We start from the raw sequence: 24349 nt of genomic DNA, 5'->3' as shown, positions 1-24349 counted from the left end.
TGCTTATTCCTTTTGTAGCTGTTTGCCCCAGAGGCTGAAGCCATCTGCAGCCAGGCCGGTAAAAAGAATGGCAGGCGTTTTATTTTCCCAGTCCCAGCCGCGGGATAGGATTACGCTTGTTTCCTGCGCTCCTTGTCCGGAAAGTACCAGCCTGTCGCCATCCAGCTTCCAGCTGGTAAATTCAGGTGAGCCCACCACCTTACCATCGGCTGCCAGGCTGATTTTGGTGGAATTATTGAACATGCTGGTGCTGTAGTGCCAGCCACCGGGAGGTATCTGCCCTTGCCAGAGGGTAACTGTATCTTTCACCTCGGCCAAGTGCATCATTTCCCAGCTTCCGGCAAGCTCATCCTGGCTGATGGGCCGCTGCTCCATGGCCGCATAACGCTCCGGAGACACCACAGGCCATCCGTCTGCTGTCCAGAACATTTTACGGGCGTGCAGCACCATCATCAGGTTTTCGGGCGCAAGCCTGCCCTGGTGGAACATATAGAACTGCCCGCCATCGTTCAGCACTGCCGGATGGGCTACCCCAGCCCAGCCCGGGTGGCCATCGAAACGGTAGGCGTAGGTAAGCACCGGGAAGTTGTTGGTGGTATCAGCCATATCTTTCCCAAACATATCCAGGTAAGGGCCATCGGGCGTAGCTGATCTGCCTACGCGCACATTATAATGTGTAAACAGTGCATCATAAGAAACGAAGAGGTAGTACATCTTTGTCTCGGGATTGTAAACAACCTCGGGAGCTTCTATAATCCTTGTTTTGCCTTCTGCCCTGCGGGCTACTATTTTCCCCAGGTCGCCTTCCTGCATGGCAAGGCCGGTAGCAGGGTTTAACTCCAGCGCAAACAGGCCGCCGAAGTAAGAGCCATAAATCATCCAGTGTTTTCCTGTTTGGGCATCTACCACCACAGAAGGGTCTATGGCGTTCACGGGGCTGCTCTCAAAGGTTTTTACCACCAGCCCCTGCTGTTCCCAGGGGCCTTCTGGCGAATTGCTGGTAGCCAGCCCAATCGTAGAGGTGTTGGCACCAAATACAGAAACTGAATAGTACAGGCGATAGCCGTCACCCCATTTCATGATGTAGGGCGCCCAAATACCGCCGGGCTCTCTTCCGCCAGAGGCTTCGTGTATGTGCTGAACGGCAGCCGGGGGAATGCTATCGAACGCCCAGCCTACAAACTCCCAGTTTACCAGGTCCGCAGAGCGGCGCACATGTATGTTGCCAATATCAATGGAATCGGATTCCTGTACGGCACCCTCGGGCCACCAGATGGCATCGGTAGAGTACATATAGTATGCATCGCCAGCCTTGATAACAGAGGGGTCGTGTACATTGTAGGTGCCCCACTTCCTGTAGTGCTGAATATCAGTAATGGCACTGTAGTCATCTTCGATGTCAGGACCTGTGACCTGCTCATTTGGCTGCTCTGTCTGGCTTTGCTGCGTCTGGCAGGCTCCAAACAGGGTAATCATCAAGGTGAAAAAGCTAGAAAGTTGTGTTAGTCTTATCATATTACAGGGCTACTCCTTTAGCAGGATTTAAGAAGAGAATCTCCCGGGAAAAGCGCAGGCTTTGTACCTGCACAGTCCGGGAGAATCTACCAACCAACCAATTTAGAGTAAAACTTATATCATTGTATTTTAACTAAATAATGCTCGCTGTACACTCCGGCGCTCACTGCTCCAGGGCTACCTGCGGCCAGCCTTGTGCATCCCAGCGAAGCTTTTCGATTCTAAGTTTTGGCCTGCCCTCTTCGGCAGCGGCATAAGCATGGAACACCAGGTAATCGGTATTATCAAAAGTGTAAACTGAATTATGTCCCACACCATACCAGGCCTCATCTCCCTCCAGCAGCAGGCTTGCTTTTCCCTCCAGCATTTGCTCGCCATCACGGTTCAGGTAAGGCCCATGAATGTCTTTTGAACGGCCTACCACCATTTTGTAGGTGCTGTTAACACCCCTGCAGCAGTAGTCGTAGGAGACAAACAGGTAGTAGTAATCTCCTTTTTTGAATAGGAAGGGTGCCTCGATGGCTGCACTTCCGGCCAGGGTATCGTGGGTACTCCATTCCCGGGGCCGCCTTGCCAGGGTATACCACTCTTCGGGCTGGGCCGGCTTTTTCAGATCATTATCCATTTTTACCAGCTTCATGCCTCCCCAGAAAGAGCCAAAGGTTAGCCATGGCTGTCCTTTCTCATCCTTTATCAGGTTAGGATCTATGGCATTCCACAAATCCCTGCCCGGCACCGATTGCACTACTTTACCGTGATCGGTCCATTTATAGTCTGGACTTTTTGGGTCCAGTGTCGGGTTGGTAGCCAGACCTATGGCTGATGTATTTTTACCAAAGGCAGATACTGAGTAGTATAAATAGTAGGTGCCATTGTGATAGGAAATATCAGGCGCCCATATATGGCCCTTAAAGCCTGGAATGGCATCTACTGCCCACTGCGGCGGGCTATCAAAAACAGCCTTCTGGCGGCTCCAGCTTTTCATATCGGGTGATGACCAGACAGCAATACCAGGCCCGGTGGCAAAAAGGTAGTACGTTCCACCCTGGCGGATCATGACCGGATCATGCACCCTGAAGTTTGCACCCTCGCCCTGTGCATTTGCCGTGGAAAAAACGCCAGCAAATAGCAGCACAAGCAGTGAAAGCTTCCAGAAAAAATGTTTTTGAGTTATTAGCATTGCCTTTTCATTTTACATTAGCGATCTGTAGCCGATCAAAAAAATGATTAGATACTGCCTGTGCTGACAGGGCTGCAAAACCAGTGCTGCGGTAAAAGCCCCGCTTGAAAACCTGCTTTTGGGATGGCTTTTTAAGCGTGCTTTACACTCAATACAATATAACTGTTTTTTTTACACTTAAAAAATTTTACAAAGATCCTCCCGAAACTATTTGTCTCAGGAGGATGAAAATTTTGCGTTTCAATCGATTACTACTCCTTATCCCTGCCCGCGCAGGGATAAGGAAGCAGACTTCAGGCGTTAGGTACTGCCTATTCTTTTACTGAAAATTTATAGGTGGTCTGGGTCTGGTAAGTCTCGCCAGGCCTAAGGGTTACAGATGGAAAATTCTCCTGGTTTGGTGAATCGGGGTAGTGCTCTGTTTCCAGGCAAAAGCCGGTGCGGTGGCCATAGGTGAAGCCCTTGCCGCTTAAAGAGCCATCGAGGAAGTTGCCGGTATAGAACTGAATGCCTGGTTCAGTGGTATGCACCTCCATAAAGCGACCACTTTCTGGATGGTGCACGGTTGCCGCCAGGCTCATTGCTCCGGCTTCACCATTCAGGGCCCAGCAATGGTCATAGCCCTTGCCATAGACAATCTGCTGGTCGTTGGCATCTATTCTTTCTCCAACCGCTGTTGGTTCTGTAAAATCAAATGGAGTACCTTCTACAGCTATTAGTTCTCCGGTAGGAATGAGGGTTTCATTAACCGGCACAAGGCTGTCGGCATTGATCATTACCTGGTGGTCCAGGATTTTTTCCCCAAGGTTACCACTTAAGTTAAAGTAAGCATGGTTGGTAAGGTTAACCACTGTGGCTTTATCGGTAGTTGCCTGGTAGTCGATCTTTAGGGCATCATCGTTGGTGAGGGTGTAGGTAACATCTACTGTAAGGTTGCCGGGATAGCCTTCTTCGCCATCCTTGCTAAGATGGCGCAGCTTTACACCAACGCCCTCTTCACCTTCAAACGATTCGGCCTGCCACAAGACCTTATCAAAACCTCTTACGCCTCCATGCAGGTGGTTTGGGCCGTCGTTGGCTGCCAGTTTATAGGTTTGGCCATCCAGCACAAACTGTGCGTTTGCAATGCGGTTGCCATAGCGGCCCACAATGGCACCAAAGTATGGTACGCCTTCCTGCAGGTAGCCTTCCAGGTTATCAAAGCCCAGCACAACATCCTCCAGGGAGTCGTTTTTATCTGCCACTCTTAAAGAGGTGATAATGCCACCATAGTTGGTGATTTTTACTTCGGTGCCATTTGCATTGGTGAGGGTGTACAGATCCACGGTAGTACCATCCTGCATTTTACCAAAATCAGACCTGCTTACGCTGCTGGTATTTTGCACCGTATCTGCAGTACTCTGTGCATCCTGGTTATTTTCGGAAGATCCTGAACAAGCCCAGCCAAACAGCAGTGAGCACAGCAGCAGTGCCGTTAATTGATTTTTTTTCATTGGTTGATTATCAGTTAATATAATGGTTGGCAAAATATAGCTATTTCCAAAGTAGTACACGCTATACAAGGATGTTCCATAGCAAGAGAACCTGATTCTCACACTATGGAACATTCTGACTACAAAATACAAATTAGCTGGCTTTTACCCGCACCACTGTTACAGAATAAGGAGCAAGGGGCAGATTTACCTTATTTCCTTTTACTTTAAGGTTTTGCTCTACCGGGCTGATGTTGATTGGATTTTCAAGCGTATTTACTGCATCCAGCTTATCGCTTTTCATTACAGTTAATTTCGCTTTTGAAGCTAACTTTTTTACACCCTCCACCACGGTTTCGCTGTTCTGTACTTTATCGGTGGTGTTTACAATCTTAAGAATAATCTCCCCCGTCTCATTGTCTTTTACTGCCGAAGCAAACAAACCATTCTGGCCGGTTACCGGCTTATCCTGGTGGAGCATAGGCACTACCTGGGAGCCTTTGTTTGTGGAGAACAGCTTCTGCACATAGTAGTTGGGAGTGCCGTGGGCACGCAGGTTATCTACCCAGATCATGTCGGGGGTCCACTGCCAGCCCTCGGCATGAGCGAAGAGCGGCGCATAAGAGGCCATCACTACTACATCGGCATTACGCTCCAGGCCTGTCATAAAGGCTGCTTCTGAAAGAGCGGTCTCCCAGTTGTTTTTGTTATCGGGACTTGCAATGGCAACACTTTGTGCAGCATACTCTCCTGCAAAAATCTTGGGGCCGTTGCGATCGTAGCTGTCGTAACGGGTAGCATTCTCGCGGAACCACTGCGGCGGGCGGTAGTAGTGCTCATCGATGAGCTCGGCATCCATAGCGCGCAGGGTTTTATCGAGGTACTCAAATTCCTCACCCTCCGGGAAAGGTCCTGTGGTGGTTACAAGGGTAATTTCCGGATGCTTGGCCTTCAGTACTTTTTCAAATTCTTTGTAACGTTCAATGTACTGTTCGCCCCATTGCTCATTACCCACCCCCAGGTACTTCATGTTAAATGGCTCGGGATGCCCCATTTCGGCACGCTTCTTACCCCACTCGCTGGTGGCAGGACCATTTGCAAATTCAATAAGGTCTAGTGCATCCTGTATGTATGGCTGAAGCTCATCCAGGGGTACCAGCTCGCCGGTGTTAAACTGGCAGGCCATACCTGCATTGAGAATAGGCAGCGGTTCGGCACCAATATCCTCTGCTACCTGGAAGTATTCAAAAAAGCCCAGGCCAAAGGTTTGGTAGTAGTCGGGGGTAAGGCGGTGCTTAAATTCGGTGTTCCAGCGGTTCACGATCAGGTCACGCTCTGCAGCAGGACCAATGGTTTTCTTCCACTGAAAGCGCTCATCCAGGGTGCGGCCTTCTACAATACAGCCACCGGGAAAACGCAGGAAGCCAGGCTTCATATCGGCCAGCAGCTGAATCATATCGGCACGCAGGCCACCCGGGCGTCCTTTCCAGGTATCCTGGGGAAAGAGAGAGATCATGTCCAGATCAATCTCGCCCTGTCCTTTGGTCCAGATGTTTAGCCTTGCCTTAGGTTCTGTAGCAGTGGCTGTAAAGCTTGCTGTATACTTTTTCCAGGCCTGCCCTTCAGGCTTTATGGTTGTTTCACCAATCTTTTCGCCATTCGCATTTACCAGCTCCACGTTAAGTACAATGTTGCTACCGGGCTGCTGGCGGGCCATTACAGAAAAATCGTACTGATTGCCCTGCTTGATGCCCATGCCCCGGAATCCTTCGTTGGTAATGCCATAATCACCTGCGGCAGATTTAACCTTTACACGTGCAAAGCGGCGGTTGGCCATGTCTACTTCTCCAAGGTTATAGACAAGCACACTGCCTTCGGCACCTTCTTTTTTCGTTTCTTTCCAGCCCATCATGGGGGTGTCGAATTCAAAAGAGCGGTTTTTCACCAGCTCTGCATATACCCCTCCGTCGGCTCCCATGTTGATATCTTCGAAGAAAAGCCCCCACATGGTGGGCTGTATATCAGCAGTGGGCTGGTTTGCCTTCACCACAAAAGAGGCTGGTTGTTGTGCAGTAACATTTGCTGAAGCGACGATTCCGATCACTAAGGCAGCAAAAGCGTTATACTTCCTTTTCATGTTTATAGAACAAATTTTTTTCTACTCAATTTAAATTAGTCTGCGGCATCTCCGGTCTGTTATCCTTCCCAATAACTGCCGCGTATGAGGCTGGACATTATCTTCTGTTTATCAGAAAATCACCGCTGTTACTGGACTTTTTTCCCCCAGACAGCAGTACCCTCCTGGTTGAGGCCTGTAAAAATCAAGGTTTCCATTACCTGGTTTTCCCAATCCCTGCCGCGTTTTACAAGCACCGTTTCTACGGTGTCATCTGCCCAGTGAAGTGTAAGTGTGCCATCGCTGTAAGTCCACTGGCTATCGGCACTGCCATTGATAGAACCATCGGCACCAAGCGTTAAGGGTACCGACCGCTGAAGATCCGGCGAGCGCTGCTCTTCTGCATAACCAGGCACCACGCGGTAGCCTAAAACAATCCGCTCCCACTCACCTGCCAGTTCTTCGGCTGCCACCGCTGTTTGCTCCAGGCCGCCATAACGTTCGGGAGATACCACAGGCCATCCGTCTGCTGTCCAGTACATTTGGCGAATGTGCATCGTCATGAAATAAACGCCATTTGTTGGCCTTGCCTGGGTAGCTATGTAATACTGACCCTGGCCATCCTGAAACACACCAGGGTGTGATACGCCCTGGTAGCCCGGGTGACCATTGAACTGGTACGGGGCCAGGATCATGGGAAGATCATCACGCTCCTCATTCATATCATGTCCATGAAAATCATAGAAAGGCCCGGTGGGCGAATCGGAGCGGCCAACCCGTACATTGTACTTGGTTTCCAGCCAGTCGTAGGCAATAAACAGGTAATATTTTTGCTGCTCCGGATTATAGATAATTTCCGGGCCTTCGATGTTACCATTTGGCTGGCCATTGGTAAAGCCTCTTTGGGCAACCCTGGTGCCTTTGTCGCCTGCCCTGAGGGCAAAACCAGTGGCAGGATCTAACTGCAGTGCGTAAATACCATCCCAGGCAGAACCGTAGTAGAACCAGTGATTACCGGCCTGGTCAATGATAACTGAGGGGTCAATGGCATTGGTTTGCCTGCTGTTATCAGCAAGAGAGGTTACTACCAGGTCTTTCTCTACCCAGGGTCCCCAGGGATTTGAAGAAGTTGCCAATCCAATTACACTTAGGCGCGGAGTAGGAGAAGACAGTGAATAGTAAAGCCTGTACTCACTTCCCACCTTGATCACATAGGGCGCCCACAGAGAATTGAAGGCAGTACCACCTTTAGAGGATATAAAGCTTGCACCTTTTACCGGTAAACCATTGAAAGCCAAACCCAAGAATTGCCAGTTGACCAGATCTTTAGATCTCCGCATCTGGATGCCCGGGCCTATTACATTGCCATAAGAGGCGTCGGTGCTGTAACAGTAGTAGTAATCACCATCCTTGATGATGGCAGGATCATGAACATTATAAAATCCCCATTGCGATCTGTCGGCATAGGAAGCAATAGCTCTGTAATCATCCGGAAAGCGGCTAAAGTCAAACGGTCCGGCCACAATGTCTTCAGGTTCTTCTGGCTCCTCAGGATCCACAGGATCTTCGGTATCATCTTTATCGTCTACCACAGGTTCATCATCTGCGCAGGATACAGTGACAAGCCCAAAGGCAACAACAAATACCATCAGGTAAAAAAGTCTAAGCAGCCCCAAAACCTTATTCACTATTGTAGTTTTCATGATTATCTTTTCTGCATTCATCATTGCTCACTAAACCTGAATCAATTTAATCCTACAAGGAACTAACCTTCTGCCTATGGGTAAATCTACAGGCAGAAGGTTAGTTTCTCAGCATAGCAAATAATTAATAGCCTGGGTTTTGAACCATGGCAGGATGCCTATCAAGCTCTGCCTGCGGAATAAAATAGAATTCCCTGCCAGGCGTATATCCATTGAACTCACTATCTCTAGCCTTCAGATCTGCTAACATTTCAGGATCTTCCAGCCAACCCCATCTTCTAATGTCGTCAAACCTTTTTCCTTCAAAGGTGAACTCTAGCAGCCTTTGGTGCGCCAATTCCATAAATAATTCATTGGGGCTCATGGCTGCAAGCTCTGCCTCTCTGTCTGGCAGGTTTGCCCTGCTTCTTACCATCTGAATGTATTTTGCTGCTTCCGTCATATTACCCAATGCAATCTGTGTTTCAGCGTACATCAGCAAAACATCGGCATAGCGCATCAGCCTTTCATTGATACCAGAACGCCAGTCAAACTCATCAGGAAGCGTTCTGTAATTTTGGTACTTTTTAGGATAAATATCAGTAGTTCCTTCGCCATACTGCTGCTCATAAGGCACGCCATATACTGTAGCACCCGGGTAGTTATAGAACATGGTGGCATCTAATCTTGGATCTACATTACCCTCTGCGGTAGGCTCTATCATGAACTGCTCAAACGCCCAGCGAGTTGGCAGCACATCTGACCAGCCAAAGCCAACTGGGGCATATGTAATCGCCCTTGCAGATGTTTTACTCCAGTTAGCAGCCGGCATACGAACCCAGCCCAGTTCAGCTCCGCCTACTTCTCTGTCAAACTGAATCTCAAAAATAGATTCAGCGTTGTTTTCGTGCTCCTCAGTAAAATTATCTGCATAATTAGGCATCAGCGAATATCCCATGCCCATTACTTTTTGAAATTCATTGGCTGCTGCCTGGTACTGTTCAGTAAACAGATAAGCTTTGCCAAGGTAGGCTGTGGCGGCACCCTTGGTAGCCCTGCCCAGATCACTTGCATCTGTATAAGACTGAGGGAGCAATTCAGCTGCTTGCTGGAAGTCCTGGATAATTTGATTCCAGACTGCAGCCGGATCTGACTGCTCAGGGTAAAAATCGTCTGGTGTTTCATAAGGCTCCAGCACCAGGGGAATGTTATTGAACCAGGTAACCAGGTGCATATAGTAAAGCCCACGCAGGAACAGGGCCTGTCCGTGCAGCGCATCTCTTGCCTCCTGCGAGCTAAACTCAATTTCCGGATTTTCAATACGGCTGATTACATTATTCGCTCTGTGTACGCCGCCATAAAAGGCAATCCAGGTCCAGTGCTGCAGCAGTTCATCGGTTGCGCGGCCAAACCTGCCGGCCAGGTCAATTACCGGCCAGGGGCTGTCGCCTCTCACATCATCTCCGCGAAGGTCTAAGGCAAGAGGGGCTAAGCGCATATAGGAGCCATCGTAGTACATTGACTGGTAGATCCCGTTAACACCCTTTTCAAAGTCTTCTTCTGTATTCCAGAAAGTTGCTTTATCAATTTGGTTTGGATCTGTCAGTTCCAGATACTCATCGCCGCAGGAAGCCGAACCCAGCATTACCAGTACTATCAGGATATATTTTAAATTTTTCATCTTTGTAAATTTTAGCTTTATAGATTAAAACTGAACCTGTAAGCCCAGCATCAAACCTTTAGGATTAGGCAACCCCCCTGAAAAGGCGTTGAATGCTCTGTTTGGTTCGTCCGGCATGGCAACACCACTGCTAAATATACCTGTACTTCTGAAATCAGGATCCATGCCCTGGAATTTTGTAAAGGTTACCAAGTTCTGGCCTGTTACATAAAATCTCAGGCTAGAAATGTATTTACTCATGATATTGGTAGGCAGTGTATAACCCAGCTGCACACTGTTTAGCCTCAGAAAGCTACCGTTTTCCAGCCAGCGGTCAGATGCTCTGCCATTTCCGTTAGGGTCGCTAAGAATTACACGAGGAACGTCTGTATCTGTGTTGTCCGGAGTCCATCTGTTCAGAGTATTAGTGGAGTAGTTGGTATAGCCCGCTGCGGCTTCAATAGAAGCTCTTACTGCATCCAGTACTTTGTTGCCTGCATTACCCTGCAGCAGCATAGAAAAATCGAAATTTTTATAGGCTGCTGAAAAACTACCACCAAAAGTATATTTTGGAATAGCACTGCCCAGGTAAGTCCTGTCTTCTTCTGTTACCTGTCCATCGCCATCCAGATCCATGAATTTAAAGTCTCCCCGGCCTGTATTCACCTCCTGGTACACACCATCGGGCGCACCGGAATTGAGCGCATCCAGCTCTTCCTGAGTCTGAATGATCTTTTCTATTTTATAACCATAGAATGCAGAAACCTCTCCACCTTCCTCTGTGATGCTGGTATTACCAAAAATTGGCACTCCACCACCAAGAGATACAACTTTGTTATTCAGGGTAGTTAAATTAACAGAAGCATTGTAGGTAAATTCACCCTCAACTTTATTGTAACCTAGAATGAACTCAAAACCTGAGTTTTCCAAGATGCCTGCATTTCTGAAAGGAGCATCTTCATCGTATACTCCAGTGCTCGGAGGTAATGGTACCTGCACCAGTACACCATCGGTCTCTGTTCTGTAGTACTCTGTAGTAAAAGTTAGTCTGTTTTCAAAAACAGCAAGGTCTATACCAACGTTGGTACTCTTTGTTTCTTCCCACCTTAAGTCTTCATTGGCAAAACCTGATTGCGTGGCACCAAGTGCAAGCTGTCCGCCAAAAACAGCATGTGCATACGGGTTGATGTAGGTAGTATGTCCATAATTACCAATTTCCTGATTACCCAGTATGCCATAGCTGCCTCTTAATTTCAATTGATTCAGCCATGAAATTCCTTTCATGAATTCTTCTTCGCTAACTTTCCAGCCCAAAGAAACAGATGGGAATGTACCGAAACGGTAGTTTCTACCAAATCTTGAAGAGCCGTCTCTTCTAATGGTGGCAGTTAATAAATACTTACTGTCGAAATCATACAGAACACGACCAAAATAAGATTCCAGCCGGTTTTCGTTTTCACCTGCATCTACAAATCGCTCCGCACCACTTGAGATAACATCCGGAAAACGCGGATCTATATTATCTGCCCTTGCGTTTAAATTTGTTACTCTAGATTGCAGTGCTGTGTTACCCACTAGCGCTGTAATATGGTGCAGCCCAAGAAATTTCTCGTAGGTCAGAGTGTTTTCTATAGAAGCGGTCATACCCTCGCCTCTCCAGTCATACAATTTTGGAATATTGTTGTTGCGGTTGGTACCCAGGTCAAACTCAGGCTCATTTCTGGTATCTTTCCAGTCGGTACGTTCCAGGCTTAAGCTGGTTCTGAAGTCCAGATCCTTAACAATCTCAATCTCTCCATACAGGTTACCAATAATACGGTAGCGATCAGACTGGTTGCTTAGAATGCTGTTGGCGCCAATTGAATTGATCATCAGAGAGCGGTGAATCACACCATCAGGTCCACCATAACCACCCAACCTGTTAGGATCATAAACAGGCACTGTTGGAATTGCCCTTACTAAATCCTGCACAAAATTACCGGTGTGCAGAAAGCCAGAAAAATCAAAATGCTCTTTCGCGATTTGAATGGATTCTCCGATTTTGAATCTGCCCAGTTTAAAATCTGTGTTTACCCGTACAGAGTAACGATCATAATTAGGGCCATTACCAACTACCGGACCATTGTGATCAAAATAGTTGAGGGATACATAGTAGTTGCCATTATCGCTACCGCCGGAGAAAGACAGTGCATGCTCCATAAGTCTGCCAGTTTTCAAACCAGCATCTTGCCAGTCGGTATCGATATCATTAACAAAATATTGTGAATTTGGATCGTTGCTGGGTGCCACTGTAAGAGTAGGGTCATACAGACGAGCATTATTCACTGCTTCGTTGTTCAGCAGCTGATAACCTTCTCTGCCAACTACATCATAGCGGTTGGTAATGCGCTGCCAGCCATGGGTTGCATTATAATTAACTTTAATTTCGCCTTTGCTGCCGCGCTTGGTAGTAATGATAACCACTCCGTTTGCAGCCCTGGATCCATAAATAGAGGCCGCTGCAGCATCTTTTAGAATTTGTACTGAGGCAACATCTGATACCGGAATTTGGCTGATTGGGGTTTGGATACCATCTACAATATATAAAGGGTCATTATTCCCGAATGATCCAACACCTCTGATGCGCACATTCGGAGAACCCCCAGGCTCACCGCCACCCTGCACTGTAACACCTGCCACCTGGCCCTGCATAGATTTACGAATATCATTGGTAGGCACTTTGTTGATGGTCTCTGTATTTACCACGCCTATGGAACCTGTTAAATCTTGTTTTTTCTGAGTTCCGTAGCCAATTACCACTACTTCATCAAGCTGCTCCAGGTCTGGCGAGAGCGCCATGTCTACAGTTGCCCTTGATCCTACCTGTACCTCCTCTTGCAAATATCCAATGTATGAAAATACGAGCACGGCATCTGCCCCGGGCACATCCAGCCTGTAGTTTCCATCCATATCAGTAACTGTACCTGTGGTGGTGCCCTTGATGAGAACGGTAGCACCTGGCAGAGCCTCTGATGTTAAAGCATCTGTTACCTTACCGGTAACCTGTTGCTGGGCAATGGCTCCGGGTAAAAGCCACCCCATTAACAAAGTAAAAAGTAATAATTTCTTCATAAACTTAATGTGGAATTCTTCGATTAAAATGCAGTATAACACGCAGGAAACAAACGATTGCGGCAACATTTTAAAAAAATTTAGCCTGCACATCATCTACTTTCCAGCTCTCTTTTCACACTTTCAATATTCTTTTACAAACAAGCGAAAGTGACATCTTACACGGCGGTTAAGCTTTGGATGGTGCCTGCTCTTTTATCCGGAGGCTGTTGGTGAGGTGGTTTTCATGATTCTGTTGTTTGGTTTATTCGTATTGTTGGTTCTGTCCGATAGTCAGTTATTAATAGTACAATGTACACTTATTTTTTTAAATGTGAAATCCACATTTATTATTTTTTGCAATCGATTGCGATTTTTTTTTAGCCTCTGCTGCCTAACAATAAGCCTTACTCATTCAGGCATGGTGAAATTTGATGTAAGTAACTGGTAATATGCACATTACACTCACTCTAAAAGCTAACCCATTCGATTTCAGGTACTAATAAGGACTTTATATATTTTTGATCCGCCTTGTTCCTCTATCTTATATAGTATAGCCCCCACACCAGGCAGCACAATAAAGCATAAAGTCTGCTGTGCTAAAAAAGCAGCACCCACAGTCCGGAGACTAAGGAAAAATGGATATACTAAAAAGAATATTTGGTCTGAGGCAATAATAAGGCTAACTCAGATAGCATTTTAAATGTATTTTCAACATTTTTAAAACCTTTTCAAACATCATCTTTAAACCCAACTATCAAATGATGCCAGGCCGAACCCACATGATGTTCTCAAGAAAGATGCTGTGCCTTTACTTTATTCTGATAGGCTTTCAGATCTCCTGTGTGACCAATAAAACGGAAGAGAATCCCGATGAAAATGTAGTTGCCAGTCCCGATGGAAATTTGCGTGTTGCATTTGCACTTCAGGAGAACGGACAGCCTGCTTACAGCATTTTTTACCGCGATAGCCTGGTTTTGACTGACTCAAAACTTGGGCTTAGCCGCACAGACAGTGATTTTTCTAAAGGTATGACGCTGGCATCTGTTTCGGAACCGCAGCTGGTGCGTGATGAGTACGTGATGATGCATGGTAAACGAAGACTGTGCACTTACCAGGCAAATGAAAAGTCCTTTTCGCTTAGCAACACAGCCGGCGAAAAGCTGAACATCATCTTCAGGGTTTCTGATGATGGCGTGGCCTTCCGCTACCACTTTCCCGATAAATCAGCAGACCCTAAAAAGATTGACGAGGAGTTAACCTCTTTCCATTTCAGGGAAGGCACCAAAGCATTTTTACAACCAATGTCGGTAGCAAAAACAGGTTTTGAAGGCACCAACCCCTCTTATGAAGAGCATTACCAGCAGAACATTCCGGCAGATCAGCCCGCACCCACAGAAGCCGGCTGGGTGTACCCCGCTTTATTCAACTATGGTGACACCTGGCTGCTCATTACCGAGGCAAACCTGGACAGAAATTACTGCGCCACCCGCTTAAAGCAGCATTCTCCGGGAAATGAATATGCCGTAGGCTTTCCCATGGCTGCAGAAGTGATGCCTGGCGGTGCCTTAAATCCAGAATCTGAGCTACCGTGGTACTCGCCGTGGCGCATTATTACCATCGGATCGCTGGGCACTATTGTAGAATCCACCCTGGGCACCGATCTGGCTGCTCCTGCCATCAAGGAAGACTTTTCTTTTGTGGAGCCAGGTGTTGCTTCCTGGAGCTGGGTAATTTTGAAAGACAATTCAATCAATTATGAGGTTCAAAAGCAGTTTGTTGATTATGCCGCCAATATGGGATGGGAGTACTGCCTGATTGACGTAAACTGGGATACAACGATAGGCTACGACAGGATAGAAGAGCTCTCCCGCTATGCGGCCTCCAAAAATGTAGGGCTTGTGCTCTGGTACAATTCTGCCGGCAGCTGGAATACGGTGCAGTACCATCCAAAAGATAAACTTCTTACCCCAGAAAGCAGAAAGGAAGAATTCAGCCGCCTGCAAAAAATGGGTATCAGGGGAATCAAGGTAGATTTCTTCGGGGGCGATGGTCAGTCGGTAATTGCCTATTACCATGATATTTTTAAAGATGCTGCCGCATATGGTATTATGGTAAACTGCCATGGTTCTACTCTTCCCAGGGGCTGGCACCGCACTTACCCTAACCTCTTAACCATGGAAGCCATTAAGGGCATGGAATTTATCACCTTTGAACAGGCAAATGCAGACCTGGCGCCCAGCCACAGTGCTATGCTGCCATTTAGCCGCAATGCTTTTGATCCGATGGATTTTACGCCCATGGTTTTACACGAGATACCAGGCATAGAACGCAAAACAACAAACGGCTTTGAGCTGGCGCTACCCTATCTTTTCTTATCTGGCATTCAGCATATTGCCGAAACACCAGCAGGCATGGAACAGGTACCAGATTATGTAAAGGAGTTTGTAAAAGATATTCCGGTTGCCTGGGATGATACCCGTTTTGTTGATGGCTATCCCGGTAAGCTGGCTGTTATAGCCAGAAAGAAAGGCGACACCTGGTATGTAAGTGGCATTAATGGAGAAGCGCAGGCGAAAACCCTGAACCTGGATCTTTCCTTTATTGGCCGCGGAAAAGAAGGAGTGCTGATCACTGACGGCGAAGAGCCAAAGTCTTTTAGTAAAACTAACGTAAGTGTACCTGCCTCTGCTTACCAGCTGAACGTTGAACCTAATGGTGGATTTGTGATGAAGTTTTAGGTTTACTTCGGTCTGCCTTGCATATTCTGGCATACCCCGGACTTAAGTCGGGGGTATGCCAGACCGAGATGTATGTCCAACCACACAAATAATAAACAGCCTTATAAACAAAAGAGCCCCAGGTTAACATCCGGGGCTCTTTTATATTAGCTACTAAAGCTGTGCTTATTTATTCAGCTGATAGTACACCTCGCTCCAGCGCAGCTCGTTTTTCAGCTGGTTGAGCCTGGTATCTTTATCGATCACCACGGATTCGATACCTGCCATTTCTGCGAAGTCAAGCAGGTTATCGGTGCTTAGGTTCTGGCTGTAGCAGGTATGGTGAGCACCACCGGCCAGGATCCAGGCAGCACAGCCGGTTTTCATATCCGGCAGTGGCTTCCACAGCACGCGGGCAACAGGCAGTTTAGGTAAATCGTGCTGCGGCTCTACAGCTTCTACCTCATTTATCAGCAGGCGGAAACGATTACCCATATCAATAATTGATGCGTTTAAGGCCGGGCCACCGGCTACATTGAATACCAGGCGAACCGGGTCTGCCTTGCCGCCAATGCCCAGGGGATGAACCTCGCACGAAGGCTTACCATTAGCAATAGATTCGTCAATCTCCAGCATATGTGAGCCAAGCACCAGGTTGTTGTTTGGCTCAAAATGGTAGGTATAATCTTCCATAAAGGCGTTACCACCTTTAAGCCCGCTACCCATTACTTTCATGGCACGCACCAGGGCTGCCGTTTTCCAGTCGCCCTCGCCGGCAAAGCCATAGCCCTGGCCCATAAGGCGCTGCGCTGCAATACCAGGCAGTTGTACCATGCCGTGCAGGTCTTCGAAAGTATCTGAAAAGCCTTTGAAATTACCCTCTTCCAGGAAGGTACGCAAACCAATTTCTATCCTGGCTGCCTCCTGCAGCGATTTATACTGTTCTCCGCCTTTGCGCAGTGATGCTACTACAGCATAACGCTCTTCATACTCTGCCGTAAGCTGTGCTACTGCACCATCGCTTACCTCATTGATTACTTTTACCAGATCGCCAATGCCATAGGTATTTACAGAGAAGCCAAACTTCATTTCTGCTTCTACCTTATCGCCTTCGGTTACGGCCACAAAGCGCATGTTATCGCCAAAGCGGGCAAACTTGGCTCCCTGCCAGTCGTACCAGCCGGCAGCCGCACGGCTCCACCCTGCAATTTGCTCTCTTACGGCATCTTCTTCCCAATGGCCAACCACAACTTTACGGTTAATACGCATGCGCGATACCATAAAACCAAACTCACGGTCGCCGTGGGCACTCTGGTTCAGGTTCATAAAGTCCATATCAATGGAGCTCCATGGAATATCGCGATTAAACTGGGTATGCAGGTGCAGCAGGGGCTTTTGCAGGATCTTTAAGCCACCGATCCACATTTTAGCAGGCGAAAAAGTATGCATCCAGGCAACGACACCAATACAGTTCTGTGCCACGTTTGCATCCTGACAAATGCGAAAAATTTCTTCGGTGGTTTTAACTACCGGTTTAAACACAACTTTAACAGGTATCTGTTCAGCACCATCCAGCCCGCTGGCAATACGCTGAGAATGCTCTGCTACCTGTTTAAGCGTTTCTTCTCCATATAAGTGCTGGCTGCCGGTAACAAACCATACTTCAAGTTGCTTTAGATTTATCATCTGTTTCAGGTTAATTATTCAAATAAGTAAAAGGTGTGGGCGTATCCCTGTGGCCTTGCCGGGCTGCCTACATCCAGAAAAAGTAATAGAGTAAGGTAATGATGAGCACAACACCTGCAGCTCCAATATTGAATGGAGTACCGGTGTTATAAAGCACAGGATCTGAAGAAAGCGCTTTCCTGTCTTCCAGATCCATTTTTACATTGGTATACAAAATAATGCCTATCATGGCGAAAAGCACTGCCAGCATATAGGCTGCTTCTATGCCCAGGTAATTGTACTGCGGCAGCAGTACTGTAGTAAGAATAGCTGTAATGAGTGCAAGTGCAAAGAAGAAGTAAGACACCTTGATCAGGTAGCTTTGTCTTGCAGGAGAAGGAAGCGGCGATTTAACCTTATGCCCTTTCTCAACAAAGCTTATCACTGAGGCAATCACACACAGGATCATGAATACATAACCCATGCGCAGCAGGAAGGGCATTTCAGGATAAACCAGGGCTATGATGATACCTGCAGGAATGGTGGCAATGGCCGTCCAGAGTGCTGCATTTGGTGTAATCTGTTTCCAGAACAAGCCCATGGCAAACACCACCACAACACCCGGATAGATATAACCGGTATACTCCTGTATGTACTGGAACACCTGATCGAGCGTGCTTAGCCTTGGGGCCACCAGCATGGCAATGCCCAGGGCAATCAGGGCTACAACCCTACCTACGCGCACCAGTTGTTTGCTGGTTGCCTCGGGCTTAAAGTAAGGCCGGTAAATATCCATGGTAAAAATAGTAGAGGTACTGTTTACCATAGAGGCCAGCGAAGACACAATAGCTGCAGCAAGGGCTGCAAATGCAAGACCACGCACACCTGCAGGCACAAAGTTCTTCAGCAGCCAGGGGTAGGCAGAGTCAGACTTTTCAATGGTACCAATGGCTTCAATAGGCTTGCCCAATATCTCAGATAATTGCTCAGGAGAATAGTTATTGATCAGTACGTAGGCAGCAATACCAGGGATTACTACAATCAATGGCATCAGGATTTTAAGGTATGCAGCAAAGAGAAGACCGCGCTTGGCTTCGTTGATGCTCTTTGCCGCCAGACCTTTTTGAATGATGTACTGGTTAAAGCCCCAGTAGCCCAGGTTAGTGGCCCACATGGCACCCAGGATTACAGCAACACCGGGCAGGTCTTTAAACGCATCCCGCTGTCCACCCTGGCCATCCGGCACAAAGAGTGTGTTTTCAGGAATGATCATCATAAAGTGGTTGCGTCCTTCTTCGTAAAGGTTTGCAAAGCCGGCTAAAACACCCTCGCCCGCTCCTACTGCATCCAGTGCCAGGTAGGTTGTTACCAGACCACCGGCTACCAGCACCACTACCTGCACAACGTCTGTCCAGGCAACAGCCTCCAGACCACCATAAATAGAGTAGATACCGGAAAACAGCAACAAACCAATGATGCCATACACCAGCGGAACTCCCATGATGGTTTCCATGGCCAGGGCACCCAGGTAACTAACAGAGGTTAGGTTTACGAACACATACACAAGCAGCCAGAAAACAGCAAAGGCTGTACTTACACCCCTGTTAAAGCGCTGCATCAGGAACTGGGGCATGGTGTACACCCCATTGTGAATGAAAACCGGAAGGAAAAATTTTGCTACAATAATCAGTGCAACGGCTGCCATCCATTCGTAGGCAGAGATGGCCAGACCAATGGCATAGCCGGAACCTGAGGTTCCAATAAAGTGCTCGGCAGAAATGTTGGCCGCAATAAGTGATGCACCTACTGCCCACCAGGTTAATGATTTGTCTGCAAGAAAGTACTCCTGCGCAGTTTTATCTACGCCTTTCTTGGATCTTGATACCCATAAGCCCAGGAACAAGATTACCAGGGCATACAGGATAAAGATAATGTAATCCAGGGTTGAAAATCCAGCTGTCATTCGGGGTGAATTGATTGGTATAAAATAGCTTTGCTTGAAGATTATCTGTTGCTAACACTTTGCATGAAAAAGCTTCTTACTGACCGTAGTAGGAGTGTGGCCCGTGCTTTCTTTCATAGTGCTTCTTAATTAGAGAATCCTTTAAACGTGGGGCATCTGCCCTAATTTGTTCGGTAAGATAAGCCATTCTGGCTACTTCTTCCAACACTGCGCTATTATATACCGCTTTATCTGCTGTTTTCCCCCAGGTAAAAGGGGCATGGTTGCCAACCAGCACCATTTCCACCTCTTCGTAGCTCATGCCTTTGGCCTTCAGGTAGTCCATGATCTGAAAGCCTGTTTCATATTCATAATCTCCATGGATCATTTTATCATCCATTGGCGGAGCACAGGGAATATCTACCGTGTTATGATCGGCATGTGTTGTTCCGAAGATAGGGATATCGCGCTGCGCCTGAGCCCAGGCAGTAGCATAGGTAGAGTGCGTATGCACAATGCCTCCTATCTTTTCCCAGTGTTTGTAAAGCACTGCATGGGTTTTGGTATCTGAAGAGGGCCTTAGGCTGCCCTCTACCGTATTCCCGTCAAAATCTACAATTACCATTTTATCGGGCGTTAACTCATCGTATGGCACCCCGCTGGGCTTGATGGCAAAAACACCCGCTGCTCTGTCTGCGGCACTAACATTACCAAAAGTAAACAGCACTAAGCCTAGTTTAGGCAGCTGCATATTAGCCTTATAGGCCGCTTCCCGAATATCCTGATACCTGTTCATATATGTTTATTGGCGAACAACTTCTTCCTGTTTATCAGTAACCTGCAGGGGTGCAGGAGCCGTCTGCTCTTCTATGGCCTCTCCCAGTGCAGTAAACTTCTCATATCTTTTTGCATAAACAGCAGCACGTTTAGGATCCGGGAAGTACTCCAGATCGAAGCCCTGCCCCATGGCAGCCATGGCATCTTCTACTTTTGGGTACAGACCTGCTGCCGTTGCGGCAAACATAGCGGCGCCTATGGCACAAGTCTGCTCCGACTTATGAATGCGAATGGGCATGTTCATCACATCGGCCATCATTTGCATGATAAAGGGCGATTTTCTGGCAACCCCTCCCAGGCCAATCAAACCTTTTACCGGCACCCCCTGCTCCACAAACCTGTCTACAATCTTCTTTGCGCCAAAACAGGTGGCTTCTGCCAGTGCCCTGAATACTCGCGGTGCATCGCTGCCCAAACCTAAGCCGGCAATAGCGCCTTTCAGCAGCTGGTTGGCATCTGGTGTACGGCGTCCGTTAAACCAGTCGAGGGCATATTCGCTGTTTAACGACAAGGGTAGTTCAGCAGCCTGTCGGCTTATTTCCGGTATAATCCTAGCTTCTATCTCTTTCTGAAGGGCCTCAGCAGTTTCTGCACTGATCACGGCAGAACCAGATAACAGGTTTTGCAGGGGCCACATCAGTAGTTTCCTGAACCAGGCATAGGTATCGCCAAAAGCAGACTGACCTGCCTCCAGGCCAATCATATCAGGAATGATAGAGCCAGGCACCTGGCCGCAAATCCCTCTTACTAGTGTATCTTCTACCTCCGCAGTAGGAGCAATAAGCATATCGCAGGTAGAGGTACCCATAACTTTGCTTAGGTGGTACGGCTCAATTTGCCCGCCAACGGCACCCATATGGGCATCGAAGGCACCTATGCCTACCACCACATCTGTAGAGAGCCCCAGGCGCTCTGCCCATTCGGGACTTAAGGTACCTGCCGCCTGGTCCGAAGTATAAGTTTCTTTGAACAAACGATCAGTAAAGCCATCCAGCAGGGGATCCAGCGAGGCGAAAAACTCATTGGGCGGCAGGCCATTCCATTCTGCAGCCCACAGCGCCTTGTGTCCGGCCGAGCAGCGGCCACGCTTCATTTTGTCGGCATCGTTACCACCAGTGAGCAAAAAGGGAATCCAGTCGCAATGCTCTACCCACGAATAACAGGCCTTACGTACCTGCTCATCGTCTCTTACAATGCGCAGCAGCTTAGCCCAAAACCATTCCGAAGAGTAGATTCCGCCTACGTACTTCAGGTAATTGGGCTGAAACTTTTTAGCGTGCTCGTTTATTTCTGCAGCCTCGCCCACAGCAGTATGGTCTTTCCAGAGCACAAACATGGCTGCCGGGTTGTTTTCAAATCCCGGTAATAAGGCCAGGGGAGTACCGCTTTTATCTACAGCAACAGGTGTAGAGCCTGTAGTATCCACAGATATGCCTTTAACTGCTTTTGCTACGGTGCTACCTGCCTGCCTGATACATTCTTTTATAGTATGCTCCAGACCTTCAATATAATCGAGTGGGTGCTGCCGAAATCGATTGTCCTCGGCAGAACAAAACAAGCCCTGCTGCCAGCGTGGATAGTAGTAAACAGAAGAGGCAATCTCTTCTCCATTTTGTGCGTCTGCCAGAACGGATCTTACTGAGTCAGACCCGTAATCAACTCCTATCACATATAAGCGCTTATCCATGATTGCTCCTTATTTAAAAATTTTTTGACCTTATAAGCACATGACCCTGTGTGCTTTAGCCGGCACTCCTCCTGTTCCGGCATACCACTCAACCTTTAAACTGCACAAAAGCCATTATTTTGCTAGTGTCAAAGTAACACTTAATTTAATAAATACAAACTCTGCTGCTCTATTTACAAAACAACAGTGTTAAATAAGCATGGCCTCCTGCTTTGGTATCAGGTTAAGAAAAGCCTCAAATTTATGGTTGTACTGTTCTTTATCTATTTTATAATAGAAGGCTCCTTTCCTGGAGTTTCCTTTATCCTTCTCGTCCTGTTTAATTAAAAAACCTGTAGATAATACTTTCCGGAAAAAGTTTCGCTTATCAAATTCAGTTTCATACAAGCCCTCGTACAAGGTTTGTAATTGCGGTACAGTAAATTTTTCCGGCAACAGCTCAAACAGAATCGGATGCATGGCTGCTTTATACTTAAGCCTGTTTTTTGCCATCTGCACCATCTTTTCGTGGTCAAAAATCAGCTGTGGCATATCGTTCAGCAAAAACCACTTGGCATGAAATTCCTGGCTTAGCTGTTGTTCGTATTTCTGAATGTCAATCAGGGCTACATAAGCAACGGCAATGGTTCTTTCCGCAGGGTCGCGAAACGGATCTCCAAACGCATGCAGCTGCTCCATAAATACATTTTCCAGACCAGTAAGCTGCTTGAGCACACGGTTTGCCGCCTGATCGAGGCTTTCGTTCACCTGAACAAAGCCCCCCATGAGGCTCCATTTCTTTTTTTCCGGAGCAAACCCCCGCTGTATCAGTAGCAGTTTGAAGTTATCACCATCAAAACCGAAGATTATACAATCCACTGCAACTAATGCACGTGTTTGGCCAGCGTATCTTATCACTTTTTTACCGGTTTATATTGCTGTACAAATCATGAGAAGAACTCTAACTCATAAAGTGTGAAAATAACAATTATTTTCTAAAATAAAACACGCCCTGGCTCGATTTAAAACGTTTGTGAAACATTTAACAGCAACAAGGGCACTGGAGGGCATAATTTATGTGTATTTTTTACCCTTATAGCAGGTATGGTGTGCACCCGAACCCCATCAGCCATTCAGCAACCTGCCACCCCTTTATTTCTTTCTTCTGTTTGAAGAATCGCGAATGATAAGCTCTGTTCTAAGGATGATCTTTTGCGGAATGAAATCTCCGGGACTACTGATCTGCTCAAGCACATGACTTGCCGCGAGCTTTCCTATCTGAAAGGCCGGCTGTGCTATTGTTGAAATAGAGGGTTCAACCAGGGAAGTAACAGGCTCGTTATTGAAACCAATCAGGGCTATATCTTCCGGCATACGCAATCCTTTTGATTTGATTACCAGCATGGCCTGTATAGCCGCTGCATCGTTAATGGCAAAGATGGCATCTGGCGGAGAAGACAGCTCCAGCAAGTTCTGCACCTGCACTGCCAGGTCTTTGTCGGTTAAGGTGCTGTGTGTGGCGGATTAGCTCCTCCCTCAAGGGGATGTCATACCTCTGCAGCGCATCTGAATACCCCTGCAGCCTGCGCCTGCTGATTGATAAATTCTCCGGACCCGATAAATGGGCTATACGTTTACAACCCATTTCAATAAGATGCTCTGTAGCTTTTAAGGCGCCATCATGTTCATCTACCATGATGCGGGTAGTTTCAATATCATCACAAACCCTATCGAACAGGACCAGGGGTATACCCTTTTTGTATAGTGCCTGCAGGTGGTCGTAATTGCTGGTTTGCTTGGAAAGAGAGATGATAAGGCCGTCAACCCGGCTGGCCATCAGGGTACTGATGTTTCTCAGCTCTTCTTCGTAAGATTCATTCGACTGGCAGATCATAACATTATAGCCCTTTTCTGCTGCCACCTCCTGAAAACCGCTAAGATTGGCAGAGAAGAAGTATGTGGTTAAATCAGGCACTATAATGCCAAGGGTGTTGGTCTTATTGGTGCGCAGGCTCTGCGCCACCTGGTTTGGTGCATAAGCCATTCTGCCGGCCATTTCCACCACGGCCTTCCTGGTTTCTGCATTGATATCATGAGACCCACCCAGCGCCCTGGAAACGGTAGAGATTGAAACATTCAGCGACCTCGCAATGTCTTTAAGCCTTGCCTGTCCTCTTTTTACCTCAAAACCTCCAGCGCCTGCTGAATTACCATCATCCTGCTGCATGTCTTTCATTCTTGTCGTGGGAAAATTGTTCCGGAAGCTTTACCCGGCACGAGCGAGCTGCCTTCTTAAAGTACTTTCACGGCCTGCCCTTTCAGAGAGGCCGTGAAAGCCTATAGCGGCCGCAGTGCGGCCGCCTGATTATTTCTTCCGCTCCATTACTTTTTTCACGGCTTTGATGATGTGCTCTGCATCCAGGCCATACTTTTTCATGAGCTGTTCTGGGGTACCGCTTTCGCCAAAGCTGTCGTTTACCGCCACATATTCCTGTGGCACCGGGTGATGCCCCACCAGCACCTGTGCGATGCTGTCGCCCAGGCCGCCCAGCCTGTTATGCTCCTCTGCCGTTACCACACAGCCTGTCTTACGGGCTGATTTCAGCACTGCCTCCACATCCAGGGGCTTGATGGTGTGGATGTTGATGATCTCTGCATCTATGCCCATCTCTGCCAACTGCTCCCCTGCCTGTATGGCCTCCCACACCAGGTGACCGGTGGCAAAGATAGATACGTCTGCTCCTTCGTTCACCATCCAGGCTTTGCCGATGATAAACTCCTGGTCGGGGGCTGTGAAGATGGGC

At 47.6% G+C, this 24349-nt stretch carries 16 protein-coding genes; 1 reads left to right on the top strand and 15 read right to left on the bottom strand.

What is annotated here, in order from left to right:
- Positions 1-3: 3 nt before the first annotated feature.
- The 7 genes from KWJ01_RS05195 to KWJ01_RS05165 all read right to left on the bottom strand — a co-directional run bounded on the left by KWJ01_RS05195 (position 4) and on the right by KWJ01_RS05165 (position 12736).
- The gene (locus KWJ01_RS05195) at positions 4-1476 is read right to left on the bottom strand and encodes an arabinan endo-1,5-alpha-L-arabinosidase (RefSeq protein ID WP_224995362.1); all 1473 of its coding nucleotides are present in this window, start codon (positions 1474-1476) and stop codon (positions 4-6) included.
- A 202-nt stretch (positions 1477-1678) separates the two neighbouring features.
- On the bottom strand, positions 1679-2695 hold the full coding sequence (locus KWJ01_RS05190; protein ID WP_224995361.1) for an arabinan endo-1,5-alpha-L-arabinosidase: 1017 nt from the start codon (positions 2693-2695) through the stop codon (positions 1679-1681).
- 311 nt (positions 2696-3006) lie between these two features.
- A complete protein-coding gene (locus KWJ01_RS05185) occupies positions 3007-4188 on the bottom strand; it encodes an aldose epimerase family protein (protein ID WP_224995360.1) in 1182 nt (393 codons plus the stop codon).
- 133 nt (positions 4189-4321) lie between these two features.
- Positions 4322-6304 (bottom strand): alpha-L-arabinofuranosidase C-terminal domain-containing protein, encoded by a 1983-nt coding sequence (locus tag KWJ01_RS05180; RefSeq protein WP_224995359.1) that lies wholly within the window; start codon positions 6302-6304, stop codon positions 4322-4324.
- 128 nt (positions 6305-6432) lie between these two features.
- On the bottom strand, positions 6433-7986 hold the full coding sequence (locus KWJ01_RS05175; protein WP_224995358.1) for an arabinan endo-1,5-alpha-L-arabinosidase: 1554 nt from the start codon (positions 7984-7986) through the stop codon (positions 6433-6435).
- A gap of 124 nt (positions 7987-8110) precedes the next feature.
- On the bottom strand, positions 8111-9646 hold the full coding sequence (locus KWJ01_RS05170; RefSeq protein WP_224995357.1) for a RagB/SusD family nutrient uptake outer membrane protein: 1536 nt from the start codon (positions 9644-9646) through the stop codon (positions 8111-8113).
- A 24-nt stretch (positions 9647-9670) separates the two neighbouring features.
- The gene (locus KWJ01_RS05165) at positions 9671-12736 is read right to left on the bottom strand and encodes a TonB-dependent receptor (protein WP_224995356.1); all 3066 of its coding nucleotides are present in this window, start codon (positions 12734-12736) and stop codon (positions 9671-9673) included.
- Positions 12737-13476: 740 nt separating this feature from the next.
- On the opposite strand from KWJ01_RS05165, the gene KWJ01_RS05160 reads away from it, so the two are divergent.
- Positions 13477-15456: a glycoside hydrolase family 97 protein gene (locus KWJ01_RS05160; RefSeq protein ID WP_224995355.1), complete on the top strand. Its 1980-nt coding sequence runs from the start codon at positions 13477-13479 to the stop codon at positions 15454-15456.
- Between the two features lie 165 nt (positions 15457-15621).
- Here KWJ01_RS05160 and araA read toward each other — a convergent pair whose 3' ends face one another.
- The 8 genes from araA to KWJ01_RS05125 form a co-directional block, all read right to left on the bottom strand.
- A complete protein-coding gene (gene araA, locus KWJ01_RS05155) occupies positions 15622-17121 on the bottom strand; it encodes an L-arabinose isomerase (RefSeq protein WP_224995354.1) in 1500 nt (499 codons plus the stop codon).
- A gap of 67 nt (positions 17122-17188) precedes the next feature.
- Positions 17189-19063 carry a sodium/solute symporter gene (locus tag KWJ01_RS05150; protein ID WP_224995353.1) on the bottom strand — a complete coding sequence of 625 codons (1875 nt, stop codon included), beginning with the start codon at positions 19061-19063 and terminating at the stop codon, positions 17189-17191.
- Between the two features lie 76 nt (positions 19064-19139).
- Entirely contained in the window at positions 19140-19838 is a 699-nt protein-coding gene (locus KWJ01_RS05145) for an L-ribulose-5-phosphate 4-epimerase (protein ID WP_224995352.1), read from the bottom strand.
- A 6-nt stretch (positions 19839-19844) separates the two neighbouring features.
- A complete protein-coding gene (locus KWJ01_RS05140; protein WP_224995351.1) occupies positions 19845-21566 on the bottom strand; it encodes a ribulokinase in 1722 nt (573 codons plus the stop codon).
- 189 nt (positions 21567-21755) lie between these two features.
- The gene (locus KWJ01_RS05135; RefSeq protein ID WP_224995350.1) at positions 21756-22463 is read right to left on the bottom strand and encodes an NUDIX hydrolase; all 708 of its coding nucleotides are present in this window, start codon (positions 22461-22463) and stop codon (positions 21756-21758) included.
- A 234-nt stretch (positions 22464-22697) separates the two neighbouring features.
- Entirely contained in the window at positions 22698-23030 is a 333-nt protein-coding gene (locus tag KWJ01_RS27940; protein ID WP_370634654.1) for a substrate-binding domain-containing protein, read from the bottom strand.
- A complete protein-coding gene (locus KWJ01_RS05130; protein ID WP_255651029.1) occupies positions 22972-23781 on the bottom strand; it encodes a LacI family DNA-binding transcriptional regulator in 810 nt (269 codons plus the stop codon). Before KWJ01_RS05130 ends, KWJ01_RS27940 begins: the two co-directional genes overlap by 59 nt.
- A 129-nt stretch (positions 23782-23910) precedes the next feature.
- On the bottom strand, positions 23911-24349 hold a 439-nt coding region (locus KWJ01_RS05125), incomplete at its 5' end, for a transketolase family protein (protein WP_304502763.1).

The organism is Cesiribacter sp. SM1, from assembly GCF_020178975.1.
In the GTDB taxonomy this organism is placed as follows: domain Bacteria; phylum Bacteroidota; class Bacteroidia; order Cytophagales; family Cyclobacteriaceae; genus Cesiribacter.
Note: the sequence above shows the minus strand (reverse complement) of the source record. Positions and strands in the feature narration are given on the sequence as shown.